Origin of the sequence: Rhizobium sp. PDO1-076 (assembly GCF_000247475.1) — a bacterium.
Lineage (GTDB): Bacteria > Pseudomonadota > Alphaproteobacteria > Rhizobiales > Rhizobiaceae > Allorhizobium.
This window is the reverse complement of the sequence record NZ_AHZC01000018.1, coordinates 1-15,139: the sequence shown is the minus strand read 5'-3', so window position 1 is coordinate 15,139 and position 15,139 is coordinate 1. Positions and strand designations below refer to the sequence as shown.

Here is a 15,139-nt window from a genome sequence, read left to right as displayed (position 1 = left end):
TTACGCCGAAATGATCTACAACGGTTTCTGGTTTTCGCCCGAGCGAGAGATGCTTCAGGCCCTGATCGACAAAAGCCAGGCATTCGTCAGCGGCGACGTGACGCTCAGGCTCTACAAGGGCTCCGCGAGCGTCATTGCCCGCTCATCCCCATACTCGCTCTACAATGCCGACCTTGTCACCTTCGAGGAAGGCTCAGGCTCCTACGACCATCACGATGCCGAAGGTTTCATCCGGCTGACCGGCCTGAGGCTCAGGAATTGGGGTGCCAGGAACAGGGACGCACTTCGCTAGGTGCGACCGACCAAGGTTTGGATTTCGACCCGGACATGCTGTTCCGGGTCGTTACCTCACTCGTCGCTCATCTTCAGGGCGGCGATGAACGCTTCCTGCGGAATGTCCACCTTGCCGAACTGGCGCATGCGCTTCTTGCCGGCCTTCTGCTTGTCCAAGAGCTTGCGCTTGCGCGATGCGTCGCCGCCGTAGCACTTGGCGGTGACGTCCTTGCGCATGGCCGAAATGGTTTCGCGGGCGATCACGTTGCCGCCGATGGCGGCCTGGATCGGGATCTTGAACATGTGGCGCGGGATCAGGTCTTTCAGCTTTTCGCACATGTCGCGGCCGCGCTTTTCGGCAGCCGATCGGTGCACCAGCATGGACAGCGCATCGACAGGCTCGCCATTGACCATGATCGACATCTTGACGAGATTGCCCTCGCGGTAAGCGTCGAGATGGTAGTCGAACGAGGCATAACCCTTGGAGATCGACTTCAGGCGGTCGTAGAAATCGAACACCACTTCGTTGAGCGGCAGCTCATAGGTGAGCATGGCGCGCTTGCCGACATAGGTGAGTTCGGTCTGGATGCCGCGGCGGTCCTGGCAGAGCTTGAGGATGCCGCCGAGATAGTCGTCCGGCGTCAGGATGGTTGCCTTGATCCACGGCTCGTGGATTTCCGAGATGCGCACCACGTCTGGCATGTCGGCCGGGTTGTGCAGTTCGCGTTCGGTGCCATCGGTCATGAACAGCTTGTAGACCACCGAAGGGGCGGTCGCGATCAGGTCGAGGTTGAATTCGCGCTCGAGGCGCTCCTGGATGATTTCGAGATGCAGCAGGCCGAGGAAGCCGCAGCGGAAACCGAAACCCAGCGCCGCTGACGATTCCATTTCGAACGAGAAGGACGCATCGTTGAGGCGAAGCTTGCCCATGGCGGCGCGCAGGTCTTCGAAATCGGCCGCATCGACCGGGAACAGGCCGCAGAACACGACAGGCTGGGCCGGCTTGAAGCCCGGCAGCGCTTTTGCTGTCGGCTTCTTGTCTTCGGTAATCGTATCGCCGACGCGGGTATCGGCCACTTCCTTGATCGAGCCGGTGAAGAAGCCGATCTCGCCGGGGCCGAGGCTATCGACCGCCAGCATCTTCGGGGTCAGCACGCCGACGCGCTCGACCTGATACTTGGCATCGGTGCCCATCATGCGGATCGTCTGGCCCTTGGTCAGCACGCCGTCAAGCACGCGCACCAGAACCATGACGCCGAGATAGGTGTCGTACCAGCTGTCGACGAGCAGCGCCTTCAGCGGGCCTTTTTCGCCCATTTCGCTCTTCGGCGGCGGCAGCTGGTGCACGATCGCTTCCAGAACGTCCGGAATGCCGAAACCGGTCTTGGCCGAAATCAGCACGGCCTGCGATGCGTCGATGCCGATCACTTCCTCGATCTGCTCGCGGATGCGGTCGGGTTCGGCGGCCGGCAGGTCGACCTTGTTCAAGACCGTGACGATCTCGTGATTGTTGTCGATCGCCTGATAGACATTGGCGAGCGTCTGGGCTTCCACCCCTTGAGAGGCGTCGACGACCAGCAGCGAGCCTTCGCAGGCGCTGAGCGATCGCGAGACTTCATAGGCGAAGTCGACATGGCCGGGGGTGTCGATCAGGTTGAGGATATAGGTCTCGCCATTGTTGGCCTTGTAGTGCAGCCGCACCGTCTGGGCCTTGATGGTGATGCCGCGCTCGCGTTCGATATCCATCGAATCCAGCACCTGCTCGGACATGTCACGCTCGGCAAGGCCGCCGGTCGTCTGGATCAGACGGTCGGCCAGCGTCGACTTGCCGTGGTCGATATGGGCCACGATCGAGAAATTGCGGATATGGTCGAGGGGCGTACGGTTATCTGTGCTCATGGCTTGCGCATATAGCAGCGGGCCGTTTCAGCGCATAGCGGGAATTTGAGTCAAATCACCAGAAACGGTGGCTTTCTTGCGCAAATCCGCCTCGTCGCTTGCGGCGTGACGTCAACCTGCACTGCCGAAAAGGCCGGCAAATGGCTTGCCGGTTCGGATTGCCGATCGTCGTTACTTGCTATTGCGGCGAATCGCCCGGCCGGTTTTTCGCCACCAAGCGCTCGCGCCGAAACGCACACAGCCGCAGCAGGGTGCCGCGGCTGTGGGAATATTGCGTGACGTTCCGGCGGGTGTTGCCGCGGGCTGGTGCGTCGTCAGTTCATCGTCGTCCACTGGCTGTGTACGTCGGTGATGCTTTTCGACAGATGCACATGCTTGTCGATGTGATCGACCCAGTCGAGCGGGATCAGGTGGTGCTTGCCGTCCGGCGCGCTGGTCTTTGTCAGCTTGATGCGGCTCTGGCCTTCAAGATGATCGACGGTGCCGACATGCGAGCCATCGACGGCAATCACTTCCATATGTTCACGGATCTGGTCAGCGGAAATCATCGGGGTTCCTCCTGAGGATGGTGACGCGTGATGGTTTTGTGTGGTCGTGTCACTTTGCGAACAAAGCGCGATGCATGGCTTTTGTTCCGCAATCCTTGCCCATCCTTTGATTTCTTTTGCCGACAGCCCGCCAGCCACAACCCGCCGGATTGACTCCATCATAAGAGTACGACTATTCTCTTATGATGGAATCAATCAGCGAACAGTTTGAAAAGACAGTGGCCGAGCGGCTGAAGTTGCTGCGGGCCGAACGCGGCCTGACGCTTGATGCGCTGGCGGACCTGTCCGGGGTCAGTCGCGCAATGATCTCGCGGGTCGAGCGCGCCGAAGCAAGCCCGACGGCGGCCTTGCTGGCGAGGCTGTGTTCGGCGCTCGGCGTGTCGCTGTCGGTGTTTTTCGACAATCAAGTCAAGCAGGCCAGCCCATTGGCACGCCGGGCGGACCAGCCGCTCTGGCGCGATCCCGACAGCGGCTATCTGCGCCGCGCTGTGTCGCCGCCCGGTATTGGCGGGGGCACCGGTAGCACCGTCGATATCATCGAGGTCGAGTTTCCGGCCGGCGCCGAGGTTCGGTTCCCCGGAAAGCTTTCCAGCCGCAGCCAGACCCAGCATATCTGGGTCTTCGAAGGCGAGATCGTCATGACCGTCGGCGAGGAGGTGCATCATCTGTCGGCGGGTGATTGCCTGTTCATGCATGTCGCCGACGTGCATGGCTACCGCAATCCAGGCGCCGTTGCGGCCCGCTATGCGGTGGTCGTCAATCTCGGCTCTTAATCTCGTTCCCAAATCAACACCCAGCCTCAGGACATTGCCATGACTGCCGCCACTGTTACCACTGCCACCACCGCCATCCGCCTGCTCGACGAAGCTGAAACGCTCCGGGTTTTGCCTGACCTCTGCGAGGTGCTGGCCGATTGCATCGACGGGGGCGCATCGCTCGGCTTCATGTCGCCATTTGCGCCGTCCGACGGCGTGCCCTTCTGGCAGGGCGTTGCTGCCGCCGTCGGCCGCGGCGAAGTGCTGCTCTATGTGGCCGAAGTCGAGGGCAGGGTGCGGGGTACGGTGCAGATCGGTTTTGCCAGCAAGCCGAACCAGCCGCATCGCGCCGACCTGATGAAACTGCTGGTGCATCGAAGCGCGCGCGGTCTGGGCCTCGCCCGCCGGCTGATGGCAGCTGCCGAAAACGGTGCCGTCGAGGCCGGGCGCACGCTTCTGGTGCTCGACACCGCGACCGGCGAGCCGGCGGAAGGCATCTATGAGAAGCTCGGCTGGCAAAGAACCGGCGTCATACCGGCCTATGCGCTGTTTCCCGATGGCCGCTTCTGCGACACCACCATTTTTTACAAGAATCTGGCTTCGACAAGCGCCTGAGTTGAGCGCATCTTGAACGGCGTGTACCAAAAATTGCCACCCCGGCTGCGCCGCGATCCCCTTTCCGTCATCGGGCCTTATGCTATTGCTGCGGGCGGAATTTCTAGTTGGGGATCTAAAACATGCTTTTGTCAAAGAGCCGCGCGTTGTGGCTTGCAGTGCTGGCGCTCGTAGCCCTGGTCGCGGCGCCGGCTCTGGCCGCCGATGTCACCTTCGTGATGCAGAACGATCATCCGAATGCGGTCGAGGTCGAGCTCTACAGCCAGGATCGCGACCATGTCTGGCCGGGCGATGGCGAAGTCTATTACCTCGATGACGGCGAGGCGAAAAGCATATCGCTGGCCTGCGAGGAAGGCGAGAAGATCTGCTACGGCGCCTGGATTTCCGGCGACCGCGCCTCCTATTGGGGCACGGGCCCGGACAATGGCGAAACCTGCACGGACTGCTGCTATACCTGCTCCGGCGGTGAAACCCAGCAGATCAATCTGGTCGAATAAATCCGAATACGGCGGGGGCCGGGGGGCAAGGGCGATTTCCACGGTCACTGACCTGAGGAGATCGCCCTTTTCTGTTTCAGCTCCTCTGACAGCTTATCCCTTACGCTTTTCCGTGGCGAACACGGCCAGCGCCAGAACCGGCAGGGCAAGGCCGATCATCGAGGCGAGCGACCAGGCACCGGAGGCGAAGGCCCAGGCACCAAGCGCCGAGCCGATGGCGCCACCTGTAAAGAAGATCGCCATGAACAGCCCGTTGAGGCGGCTGCGCAGATCGGCGCCGAGCTCGTAGATCGATCGCTGTCCGGTGACCAGCGTCATGGTCACGCCGAAATCAAGCAGGATGGCGGCAAAAGTTAAGAGCGCCAGCGCCAGGCTCGATCCTTCCGCGGCGATATGGGTAATCAGGAAGGCGACGGCGACGCTTGCCAGGCCGAAGGCGGTGGCCGGGCGCACGAGACCGCGGTCCGCCAGCCGTCCGGCAATCGGCGATGCGATGGCGCCCGCGACGCCGGCGAGCGCAAACAGCGCGATCCCGCCCTGGCTCAGGCCGAAGGCAGGGCCTGAGAGATAAAGCGGCGTCACCGTCCAGAACAGGCTGAAGGCTGCGAATTGAAAGGCCTGGTAGGCGGCGCGGCGCTGCAGAACCGGCTGGGTGGCAAGCAGCCGGCCCATCGAGCCGATCAGTTGCAGGTAGCTCAGTTTTGCCACAGGTGCGCGGCGCGGCAGCCGCGTCCACAGCAAGGCGGCCAGCGCGACCATGACCACGGCCGAGAGATAGAACATGGTGTGCCACGAGAAGAGGTGGGCAATCACGCTCGCGACCGGTCGCGCCATCATGATCCCGAGCATCAGCCCGCTCATGACATTGCCGACGACACGCCCGCGCACCGCGTCGGGCGCCAGATTGGCGGCAAACGGCACGATCATCTGCACGGCGACGGAGCCAAGCCCGATGGCAAGCGAGGCCGCCAGGAACGGGCCGGGCGTGGTCGAAAGCCCGGCGGCGATCAAAGCGAGCGTGACCAGACCGATCATGCCGACGATCAGCCGCCGGTTCTCGACCAGGTCTCCGAGCGGAACCAGCAGCAAAAGCCCGATCCCGTAGCCGATCTGGGTGAGTGTGACGATCAGTCCGGTGGCTTCGACCGGAAGGCCGATGGCGGTGGCGATCGGCCCGGCGAGCGGCTGCGCATAGTAGAGATTGGCAGCAATCAGGCCACAGGCGGCAGCCATCATCAAGGTCATGCCGGCCGAGAGGCCAGAGGGTTGGCCAGTGGATGGGCCGGAAGGTTGTCCACTGGATGGGCCATTGGGGGCGAGCGGTTTGGCAGTGGCGTTCTGGAGGGTCATCGGAGGTATCCTTGGGAGGAAAAGACGAACGAGGGGATAAGGCGGAAACTTGCGGGAGAGGGCGGGCAGGACGGGCAAGCGCGCCAAGCCGGGCGAGGCAGGCTTGGCGGACACCTGAATATCGGCCGGTTTGTCAGTCGAGCAGTCTGAGCACGGCTTCGGCCGAGGCGAGCGTCTGGGCTTCCAGCGCTGCGGTCTTGCCGGCGATGCGAATGCCCTGGAGATAGGAAAACAGCGCCAGCGCCGTGGGTGCCGGCACAAGGTCGGGCCGGATCGAGCCATCGGCCTGGCCCTCACGAATGAAAGCCTCGATGCGCCCGACGAGCCGCTCGTTGTGCAAGCTGACGCGTTCGGCGATCTCGGGATCGGACAGGGTCAGTTCGACGGCGGCGCCGATCGCCAGGCATCCGCGCCGGCCGGTCTCGCCACAGGCGGCCATGGCGTAGAAACCGACCACGCGCGAGACCTTTTCGCGTCCGTTGCAGGCCGAGGCCAGCGCCTCGTCGAGCAAATCGGCGCGGACCTGCTTGTAGCGATCGTAGGCGGCCATGAAGACGTCGCGCTTGTCGCGAAACGCCTTGTAGATGCTGCCGGCGGTCAGGCCCATGACCGCCTTCAATTCGTTGATCGACGTGCCGTGATAGCCCTTTTCCGAAAAAATCCGGATGGCGGCATCAAGCGCGACATCCATGTCGAATTCGCGCGGGCGGCCGGGAGAGCGGGTGGGAGAATGGGCGGCGGTATCTGGGACGGTCATCGGCTGTGCCAATCAAATAGGAAACGATTGTTTCCAAATAGGCGCATAGATCGAAAACGTCAAGTGGCGAACGCGGTGCTTTGATTGCATGGCGAACACAGCGGTCGCCATGCAGCCTCCGGGTCTTTGCTCAGTCGGGGTCGTTCAGCATGCGGGCAAAGGCTTTGCCGATGTGATCCGCGACTTCTGCATGGATATCGGCACGTGAGCGCTGAGGGCTCTCTTCGCAGATCGGATCCGGTTCGCCGATCTGCTTCAGCATGGCGGCGGAGCCCGGCTTGCAGAGCGGCAGGAAGCTGAAATGGTCGGCCCTGTCGATCTGCCTGTAGGTCGCGCCGGCAATTTTTGTTGCCAGCGCGTCGGACAACACGGCGACGGGAATGTAGCCGGTGCTGCCGAGATTGACGAAGGCGAGCGGGATGTCGATCGCTGCGAGGCTTGCCGGTGTGTAGGCAGTGGCAAGGCCCGGATCGACCAGAACGGCCGCTTTGAAACGCGGATCGCGGTTGGATTGTTCGAAGCGCCGGCGGTCCACGCTGCTAAGGTCGAGCGGCGGCACCTTGATCTCTTCGTCATCGACGAAGCCGCGTCCGCCTTTGAACCAACGGCAGTCCATCATCGCGGGATAGCTGGCGCAATAGGCAATGTAAGCGTCGAGACTTGCTCTTGCGCCGGTGATCTCCATCGCCGCCGTGCCGCCGAGCGAAAAGCCGAGTACACCGACCTTGGCCGGATCGACCACGCCGCGCCAGATCGGATCGGTGGTGAGGCTGTCGAGCACGGCGGACAGGTCGGCCGTTCGCTCCCAGATCTTCGGTGTCGCTTCTGGCGTGGAATCGCCGCTTGTCGTGCCGGGATGGTCGGGACCGGCGACGACAAATCCCGCTTCGGCAAGAGCCGTGGCGATCCAGGCCATGCCGAGGGCGCGAGAGCCGGAACCGTGGGATAGAAGAATGAGCGGAAAATCGCCCCTGGCAGGGATGGCGTCGCGCAGCACCTCGGTGCCCTCGAAGATGCGATTGTCACCGACAGTCGTGCGATCACCACCGGATGCGGCCGGATACCAGACGGTGACCGAGAGCGGTTCCGCGCGGGCAGGCGCGGTGATGGCAAGCGTTTGAACGCCGACAGCTTGGGCGGCAAAGGCCGTCTCGCTGGCGAGCACGAGAGCGGTGGGGAGTGCAAGGGTGAGCATGGCAAGGAGAGCGCGCATTTGAGCCTCGTTCGAGTTGGAGAACGAGGATGTTTCACGCCAGATCGGTGTGCGGGACGCCCAAGATCGCGATCGAGAACGTCCTTGATCACGATCCAGTCTTCGAGGTGATCCAGCGTCGGCTTGGGTGAAGTTCGAGCGATCGTCGGCTCGCGCCGCGACTTGCGACAATTTCTGGTCCGACGATCGGAAATATCCGCACCTCCCTTGCCGATCCGAAGCGCCTGACGCTAGGTTCAGAAAAATGAAAGAGCGGACAATGGTCCGCCAGGTGGGGAACAGCAATGCGCGTCTTTTATTCGGAAAAACACCGGCTTCGCGATGCAAGCACCGAGCTGCATGGCGGCCTGCTGGTCAAGCCGTTCGAGGGGCCGTTCAGGGCCGAATGGATCCTGGAAGCCGTCAAGGAGGCAGGTTTCACCGATGTGCACGCGCCGGCCGAACACGGGCTGAAGACAGCGCTGAAAGTGCATGACGCCGGCTATCTCGATTTCCTCGCCACCTGCTGGGAGCGCTGGCAGGCGGCCGGTTTCCAGGGCGAGGCGATCGCGACCTCGTTTCCGTGCCGGCGCAGCCAGATCGCCCGGGTGCCCAACCATATCGACGGTGCGCTCGGCTATTATGCCAACTCGGCCGAGACCGCGATTTCGGGCGGCACCTATGAGGCGGCGGTGGCCTCGATGGATGTCGCGCTGTCAGGGGGCGACTGGTTGAACGCCGGCAACCGGTTTGCCTTTTCGCTCTGCCGCCCGCCCGGCCATCACGCCGGTATCGATCTGTTCGGCGGTTATTGTTTCATCAATAATGCGGCGGTGGCCGCGCAGCGGCTGCTCGATCTCGGCGCCCGCAAGGTCGCCATTCTCGATGTCGATTTCCACCATGGCAATGGCACGCAGGACATCACCTATCGCCGCGACGATATCTTCTTTGCCTCGCTGCATGGCGAGCCGGCCAATGCCTTCCCCTATTTTCTAGGCTATGCCGACGAGACCGGCGAAGGGGCGGGCGAGGGCTTGAACGCCAACTACCCGCTGCCCTCCGGCACGCCTTTCGACGTCTGGTCGGCGGCACTGGCCGACGCGCTGACGCGCATCACCGCCTATGGCGCCGAGGTCATTGTCGTCTCTCTGGGTGTCGATACATTCGAGCAGGACCCGATCAGTTTCTTCAAGCTGAAGACGCCGGACTATATCCGCATGGGCGAGATGATCGCCAAGACCGGCATACCGGTACTGACCCTGATGGAGGGCGGCTACGGCGTGCCGGAAATCGGGCTCAATGTCGCCAATGTGCTGAAGGGTCTGGAGGGCTGACGACAGGATGATCGCAAAGGATCGCGGCAGCCTCTTCCACTCGAATGTCTTCGTGCGCGAAGGTGAGGCATGACGGTCGGCTATAGGGAAGGCCAGAGCTTCGATGCGACTCGGCAGAACTGGGATGGCACCGGCATCAGGCCGCTGTCCTGGACCGCCTGGTATCCGGCCTCAAAGGGCGCGACTGCCGAGGTTCCGAGGCAAGTGTCATGGTTCAGGCAGGAGCCGGTCGCGCGGGATGCGCCGATCGCGCCGCTGCCATGCGACAGATCGCATCCGCTGGTTCTGCTCTCGCATGGCAGCGGTGCGAGTGCGTCCGCCATGGCCTGGCTGGCGTATCGGCTGGCAGAGCGGGGCTATGTCGCCCTCGCCGTCGACCATCATGGTCATACCGGCAGCGAGCGCTATCGGGCCGAAGGGTTCCTCTGTCTCTGGGAGCGTGCCGCCGATCTTGTCGCGCTGCTGGACGATCCGTCCTGGCGCCGCGCACTCGGCGGATCGATCGATGAACAAGCCCATGTCGCAGGCTTCTCCGCCGGCGCCTATACGGCACTGCAACTGGTCGGCGCCCGTGTCGCCTATTCGCAGTTCGAGCCGGACAATCCGGTCAAGAGCCCGGTCCGCGGCCCGCGGGAGTTTCCCGATCTTGCCGATCAGCTGCCCGGCCTGCAGGCCAATCCGGTTTTCCGCAAATCCTGGCAGCGCCGGCGCTCCGACTTTTCCGATCCGCGGTTTCGAAGCGCGATCGCCATCGCGCCGGGGCGCTCGGTGCTCGGTTATGCCGTCGAAAGCCTTGCAGCCATGTCCCGTCCGGTCTTTGTCATCGGAGGCGATGCCGATGACGTGGCGCCGCCATCCGAGTGCTGTGACTGGCTGGCCAGCCACATTGAAGGCAGCGCGCTCGAGATCATCACCGGTGGAATAGGTCACTACACCTTCCTGCCGGAAGGATCGAAGATCGGAACGCAACTGTCTCCGGACCTGTTCCGCGATGCAGCGGGCGTCGATCGGCGCGCCGTGCATGATGCGGTCGCAATGCGCATCGCGGATTTCCTCCACGACGTCCGATAAACGCAAACGGCCCGCAACTCAGCGGGCCGTCGCAAGCGTCAATGCAGCAGTTTGGGCCTAGAGATTGCCCTGGCGCTGCTGGATCATCTGATAGGTGTCGAAGCTGTAGTCGGCGATCTGTGCCCACAGATAGGCGTCCTGCTTGAACGCCTGCTGGCTGTCGAACAGCTTCTTGAAGTTTTCGTTCTTGGCACTCAACTCGGCATAGGTCTCCTTGGCAGCCTTGTGGCAGACATCGAGAATTTCCGAGGAGAAGGCGCGCAACTGGGTTCCATTGGCGACCAGTTCGCGAAGCGCGGTGGCGTTCGAAGCGTCGTAGCGGGCGAGCATGCGGGCATTGGCGGCAGCGCAGGCATCGGTGAGGATGCTCTGGTAGCTTTCCGGCAGCTCGTTGAACTTGTCGAGATTGAAGAAGGCATGCACGGTCGGGCCGCCTTCCCACCACGCCGGATAGTAGTAATACGGCGCGACCTTGTAGAAGCCGAGCTTCAGGTCGTCATAGGGGCCGACGAATTCGGTGGCGTCGATCGTGCCCTTTTCCAGCGCCGGATAGACATCCGAGCCGGCGATCTGCTGCGGCGTGACGCCGACCTTGCTCATCACGTCGCCGGCGAGGCCGGCAATGCGCATCTTCAGACCCTTGAGGTCGTCGATCGTCTTGATTTCCTTGCGATACCAGCCGCCCATCTGGGCACCGGTATTGCCGGCGGGCAGCGCATAGAGCTTGTGGCCTGCGAGAAACTCGTTGAGCAGCTGGTTGCCGCCGCCGGCGGTGAACCAGGCATTGGTCATGCGCGCATTGAGGCCGAAGGGTATGGCGGTGCCGAGCGCAAAGGCCGGATCCTTGCCGATGTAGTAGTAGCAGCAGGTATGGGCCATCTCGACCGTACCGGCGGTGACCGCGTCGGCAGCCTGCAGCGGCGGGACGATTTCGCCGGCCGCAAACACCTGGATCTGGAACTTGCCGTCGGTGGCCTTCGAGACGCTTTCGGCGATGTCGGTGGCCGCACCGAAGATGATGTCGAGGCTCTTGGGGAAGGACGATGTCATGCGCCAGGTGATCGTCGGATTTTCCTGGGCGATGGCCGGAGTGGTAAGGGCCGGCGTGGCGAGCGCGGCTGCGCCCATGCCGGCAACGCCGGCCTGCGTGATGAATTGACGGCGGTTCATTGATCTCTTGCCTTGCATGTTTCCAAATCCCTCAGCTCCCGGCTGCGGTCTAATGGTGCAGGACGGGGGGTGCAAGTCGAAAAGCGTGTAATCTTGTCCAAAAGGTAACCGGAATATCGCGCTTCTTGCGCAGTTTGCCCGTTTTGCGCAATCAGTTGGATTTGGACGCTACTGGAGACGGGGATGGAAGCGGGGTTTACGGCTGGCGGTTGGGATCGTCCAGGGCCGGATTGTAGAACAGCGACAGCACCAGGCTTTTCGCGATGCGTTCCGCCGTGTTGATGAACCAGTCCCCTGCCTCGCGCGATGCGCCGACATCGCGCAGCGTCAGGGCAAACAGTTGCAGCCACTGGCCGAACAGCTCTTCCGCCAGGCCTTCGACGCCATGATGCGCCTGGACCGGCTTGCCGCCATAGGCGCCGGTCTTGAAGGCGATCGAGGTCCAGAAGGATTTCATCTTGACCATGTGCTCCGGCCAGCGTCCCGACAGGCGGGCGTCAAACACGGGCCCGAGATTGGGATGTTGCTGGATGCGGTCGTAGAATGTGTCGACCAGCCGGTCGATGAAAGCCTGGTCGACGCCGATGCGCGTCATCTCGGCTTCAGCCCGCGCAATGATATCGGCCCGGTTTGCGGCGCGGCCGCTCAATTCCGTCATGCCCTGAACTCCTTGTCGGCGTCTGCGCTGGATCATGGTCCATGCGGCGCTCCGTCGGCGCCGTCTGCCCGGCGTCTTGCTGCCCCTGTTTCACCGATCTTGGTGCTTTGGTCAAACCGGTTGGCCTGCGACTTGACCTCGCAGGGCCTCTGCGCTAGCTATTTAGAATAATTCTAAAAAGGAATGACGGCGATGAAATTGTCTGCCTTTGCATCGGCCAAGCGGCCCTTCGACAGCCTGAGCGAGCAGGAAATCCTCGGCCTGGCGATTTCGTCGGAAGAAGACGATGCGCGTATCTATCTGGCCTATGCGGACCAGTTGCGCGCCGATTTTCCGCAATCGGCCAAGGTCTTCGAGGACATGGCCGAGGTCGAGCACACACATCGCAACATGCTGATCGCGATGCATCGCGAGCGCTTCGGCGAGCGCATTCCGTTGATCCGCCGCGAACATGTCCGCGGTTTCTACGATCGAAAGCCGGATTGGCTGCGCAAGAGCCAGACGCTGGCGCAGATCCGCGCCGAAGCCGAACGCATGGAGGAGGGCGCTGCCCGCTTCTACCATTCCGCCATGCAGCGCACATCGGATGCCGGGATCCGCAAGCTGCTCGGCGATCTCGCGCTGGCCGAACAAGGTCATGAAGAGACCGCCGCCATGCTGGAAGAAAAGCATGTGTCGGGCGATGCAAGGGTCGAAGAGGACGACACGGTGCGCCGCCAGTTCATCCTGACCTATGTCCAGCCGGGCCTGGCCGGGTTGATGGACGGCTCGGTCTCGACCCTGGCGCCGATCTTTGCCGCAGCCTTTGCCACCGGCGACACCTGGCAGACATTCCTGGTCGGCCTGTCCGCCTCGGTCGGTGCCGGCATCTCGATGGGCTTCACCGAGGCCGCGCACGATGACGGCAAGCTGTCCGGCCGTGGCTCGCCGATCAAGCGCGGCCTGGCCTCCGGCATCATGACGGCGCTTGGCGGGCTAGGTCATGCGCTGCCCTATCTCATTCCGCATTTCTGGACAGCGACGGTCACGGCGGCGGTGGTGGTGTTTTTCGAACTCTGGGCGATTGCCTTCATCCAGAACCGCTACATGGAGACGCCGTTCTGGCGGGCCGCCATGCAGGTCGTGCTCGGTGGTTCACTGGTGCTGGCCGCCGGTGTGCTGATCGGGCATGGATAAGGCCAAGGTTGATGTGGAGGTTGACGTCGGGGCAGGCGGGTTGTCATCTGGCTGCCATGCAACGGACTTAACTGGATCCGCATGAAACTGTCTCCCGCGACCATCGGTCTGGGCGTCTCGATGACCATCGGTTACGGCACGCTCTATTACTCCTTTTCCGTTCTGGCTCCGGAGATTGCCGGCGAATTCGGCTGGGACGAAAGTTTTGTCTTTGCCATTTTTTCGCTGGGCCTGCTGGCCGGTGCCGTCTCGGCCCCGATTGTCGGTCGCCAGATCGACCGCTTTGGCGCGCGGCTGGTGATGAGCCTCGGTTCGCTGCTGGCAGCACTTGCGCTGGTGCTGCTCGCAGTGATGCAGAACGCCTGGCAGTTTGCGGCGATTGCGCTGGCCGCCGAGTTCGTCGCGATCGCCGTGCAGTATGACGCCGGATTTGCAGCCCTTGCCCAGCGATATGGCCGGCAGGCGCGGGCCGAAATCACTCTTGTGACGCTGATTGCCGGTTTTGCCTCGACGATCTTCTGGCCGCTGTTGCAATGGCTCCTGACGCTGATGAGCTGGCGCGATGTCTATCTCGTGCTGGCCGCGATGAACCTTTTGATCGCTCTGCCGATCCATCTCGCGATGCCGAAGGGTGTGTCAGTACGTGTGCCTGTGCGTGCTGACGTTGGCGGGGCCAAGGCGCTGCCGCAACGGGGCGACGGGGCCAAGGCCGAGGGTCAAGAGATGCAGTCGCAGCCGGCGCCACCTGTCGCAAGCGACAGGCGACAGATGGTCTTGATGGCGATCAGCTTTGCCGGTGGCGGTTTTGTCATGTCGGCGATCGGCGCTGCCCTGCTGGTCCTGCTCGGCGATCTCGGCTTTGCCGCCGCCACGGCCACCTTTGCCGCAAGTTTCATCGGCCCGTCGCAGGTTGGTGCGCGGCTGATCGAATATCTCCGTCGCAGCCTGTTTTCACCGCCCCTGACGGCAGTCATCGCCGCCGTCGCGATCACGCTGGCCATGGCCCTGCTGTGCCTGACGGTGGTCGAGCCCTGGCCGATCGCCATTTTTGCCTTTGCCGTGGTCTACGGCATCGGGCAGGGCCTGACCTCGATCGTGCGCGGCATGCTGCCGCTGCATTATTTCGGCCCCGACGGGTATGGTCGCCGCACGGGCGCGCTGTCCGGCGTCCGCATGGTGTTGTCGGCCGCGGCGCCGTTTTCGATCATATTGCTGAATGAAAGACTGGGGCCGGCCGCAGCGCTCGCCTGTCTTGTGTTGGTCGCGACCGTCTCGACCATCGCCATGCTGGCGCTGGTCAGGCTGGACGCAGGGCCGCCGTCGCAATCAGCCTAGAGCATTTCCGGCGAAAATGGGGTCGCTTTCAATGCTCTATCTCTTTGGTTCTACGCAATTCCGGACGCAAAACCGGTTCCCACTTTTGCTGGAATCGCTCTAGCGCAGCGCGCCGACCAGAACGTCGGCATTGCCGTTTTCGATCGTGACCCAGCGGCCGGTATCATAGCTCGCCTGGCGCTTCAGATAGGTGTAGCGCGTTTCGTTCCACAGCTTCACCTCGTCATTGAGGTTGTCGAGGATGAAATCGCCCGACTGGGTGCGCACGGTCAGAACGGCATGGCCTTCGCCATCCGGCTTGCGGACAACGGTGATCAAGAGGTCGGCTGCCGAAAACCCGGCAGACATCAGCTTGCGACGCTTCAGCAGGACGAAGTCTTCGCAATCGCCGACATCGGTCGGGTAGACCCAGACTTCATCGCGCCCGTAGATTTCGAGGTCGGTCATCGGTGTGACCGAATGATTGACCGTAGCGTTGATCTCGCTGATCACGCTCCAGCCATGGTCGG

The 15,139-nt window shown here is 62.7% G+C and carries 15 protein-coding genes and 1 pseudogene; 8 read left to right on the top strand and 8 right to left on the bottom strand.

Going from position 1 to position 15,139, the window contains the following annotated elements; genetic code table 11:
* Positions 1-292: pseudogene (locus PDO_RS01665) on the top strand (argininosuccinate synthase); the annotation flags it as partial.
* Positions 293-348: 56 nt separating this feature from the next.
* Here PDO_RS01665 and lepA read toward each other — a convergent pair.
* A complete protein-coding gene (gene lepA / locus PDO_RS01660; protein WP_007596989.1) occupies positions 349-2,172 on the bottom strand; it encodes a translation elongation factor 4 in 1,824 nt (607 codons plus the stop codon).
* Positions 2,173-2,486: 314 nt separating this feature from the next.
* Positions 2,487-2,720, bottom strand: coding sequence for a DUF2171 domain-containing protein (locus PDO_RS01655; RefSeq protein WP_007596987.1), 234 nt, complete (start codon positions 2,718-2,720; stop codon positions 2,487-2,489).
* Between the two features lie 182 nt (positions 2,721-2,902).
* Between PDO_RS01655 and PDO_RS01650 the strand changes: the two genes are divergently transcribed.
* The 3 genes from PDO_RS01650 to PDO_RS01640 all read left to right on the top strand — a co-directional run bounded on the left by PDO_RS01650 (position 2,903) and on the right by PDO_RS01640 (position 4,587).
* Positions 2,903-3,493, top strand: coding sequence for a helix-turn-helix domain-containing protein (locus PDO_RS01650; RefSeq protein WP_007596985.1), 591 nt, complete (start codon positions 2,903-2,905; stop codon positions 3,491-3,493).
* A gap of 39 nt (positions 3,494-3,532) precedes the next feature.
* Complete coding sequence (locus tag PDO_RS01645) at positions 3,533-4,090, top strand: GNAT family N-acetyltransferase (protein ID WP_007596980.1); 558 nt, start codon at positions 3,533-3,535, stop codon at positions 4,088-4,090.
* A 122-nt stretch (positions 4,091-4,212) separates the two neighbouring features.
* Entirely contained in the window at positions 4,213-4,587 is a 375-nt protein-coding gene (locus PDO_RS01640) for a hypothetical protein (RefSeq protein ID WP_007596979.1), read from the top strand.
* Positions 4,588-4,680: 93 nt separating this feature from the next.
* Here PDO_RS01640 and PDO_RS01635 read toward each other — a convergent pair whose 3' ends face one another.
* The 3 genes from PDO_RS01635 to PDO_RS01625 form a co-directional block, all read right to left on the bottom strand.
* On the bottom strand, positions 4,681-5,832 hold the full coding sequence (locus tag PDO_RS01635) for an MFS transporter (protein WP_244426322.1): 1,152 nt from the start codon (positions 5,830-5,832) through the stop codon (positions 4,681-4,683).
* 238 nt (positions 5,833-6,070) lie between these two features.
* Positions 6,071-6,694 carry a TetR/AcrR family transcriptional regulator gene (locus PDO_RS01630; RefSeq protein WP_007596977.1) on the bottom strand — a complete coding sequence of 208 codons (624 nt, stop codon included), beginning with the start codon at positions 6,692-6,694 and terminating at the stop codon, positions 6,071-6,073.
* Between the two features lie 130 nt (positions 6,695-6,824).
* Positions 6,825-7,907 carry an alpha/beta hydrolase family protein gene (locus tag PDO_RS01625; protein WP_007596976.1) on the bottom strand — a complete coding sequence of 361 codons (1,083 nt, stop codon included), beginning with the start codon at positions 7,905-7,907 and terminating at the stop codon, positions 6,825-6,827.
* Between the two features lie 284 nt (positions 7,908-8,191).
* Here PDO_RS01625 and PDO_RS01620 point away from each other — a divergent pair, with 284 nt between their 5' ends.
* Both PDO_RS01620 and PDO_RS01615 read left to right on the top strand, forming a co-directional pair.
* Complete coding sequence (locus tag PDO_RS01620; RefSeq protein ID WP_007596975.1) at positions 8,192-9,220, top strand: histone deacetylase family protein; 1,029 nt, start codon at positions 8,192-8,194, stop codon at positions 9,218-9,220.
* A 69-nt stretch (positions 9,221-9,289) separates the two neighbouring features.
* Complete coding sequence (locus PDO_RS01615; protein ID WP_007596974.1) at positions 9,290-10,291, top strand: alpha/beta hydrolase family protein; 1,002 nt, start codon at positions 9,290-9,292, stop codon at positions 10,289-10,291.
* Positions 10,292-10,348: 57 nt separating this feature from the next.
* On the opposite strand, the gene PDO_RS01610 is transcribed toward PDO_RS01615, so the two are convergent.
* Together PDO_RS01610 and PDO_RS01605 are read right to left on the bottom strand one after the other, a co-directional pair.
* On the bottom strand, positions 10,349-11,461 hold the full coding sequence (locus PDO_RS01610; RefSeq protein ID WP_007596973.1) for a TRAP transporter substrate-binding protein: 1,113 nt from the start codon (positions 11,459-11,461) through the stop codon (positions 10,349-10,351).
* Between the two features lie 196 nt (positions 11,462-11,657).
* Positions 11,658-12,119, bottom strand: coding sequence for a group III truncated hemoglobin (locus tag PDO_RS01605; RefSeq protein ID WP_007596970.1), 462 nt, complete (start codon positions 12,117-12,119; stop codon positions 11,658-11,660).
* A 192-nt stretch (positions 12,120-12,311) separates the two neighbouring features.
* Between PDO_RS01605 and mbfA the strand changes: the two genes are divergently transcribed.
* Both mbfA and PDO_RS01595 read left to right on the top strand, forming a co-directional pair.
* The gene (mbfA, locus tag PDO_RS01600; RefSeq protein WP_007596969.1) at positions 12,312-13,295 is read left to right on the top strand and encodes an iron exporter MbfA; all 984 of its coding nucleotides are present in this window, start codon (positions 12,312-12,314) and stop codon (positions 13,293-13,295) included.
* A gap of 81 nt (positions 13,296-13,376) precedes the next feature.
* Complete coding sequence (locus tag PDO_RS01595) at positions 13,377-14,630, top strand: MFS transporter (RefSeq protein ID WP_007596959.1); 1,254 nt, start codon at positions 13,377-13,379, stop codon at positions 14,628-14,630.
* A gap of 99 nt (positions 14,631-14,729) precedes the next feature.
* Here PDO_RS01595 and PDO_RS01590 read toward each other — a convergent pair.
* The coding region (locus PDO_RS01590; RefSeq protein WP_007596958.1) for a transglutaminase-like cysteine peptidase at positions 14,730-15,139 on the bottom strand (410 nt) is incomplete at its 5' end.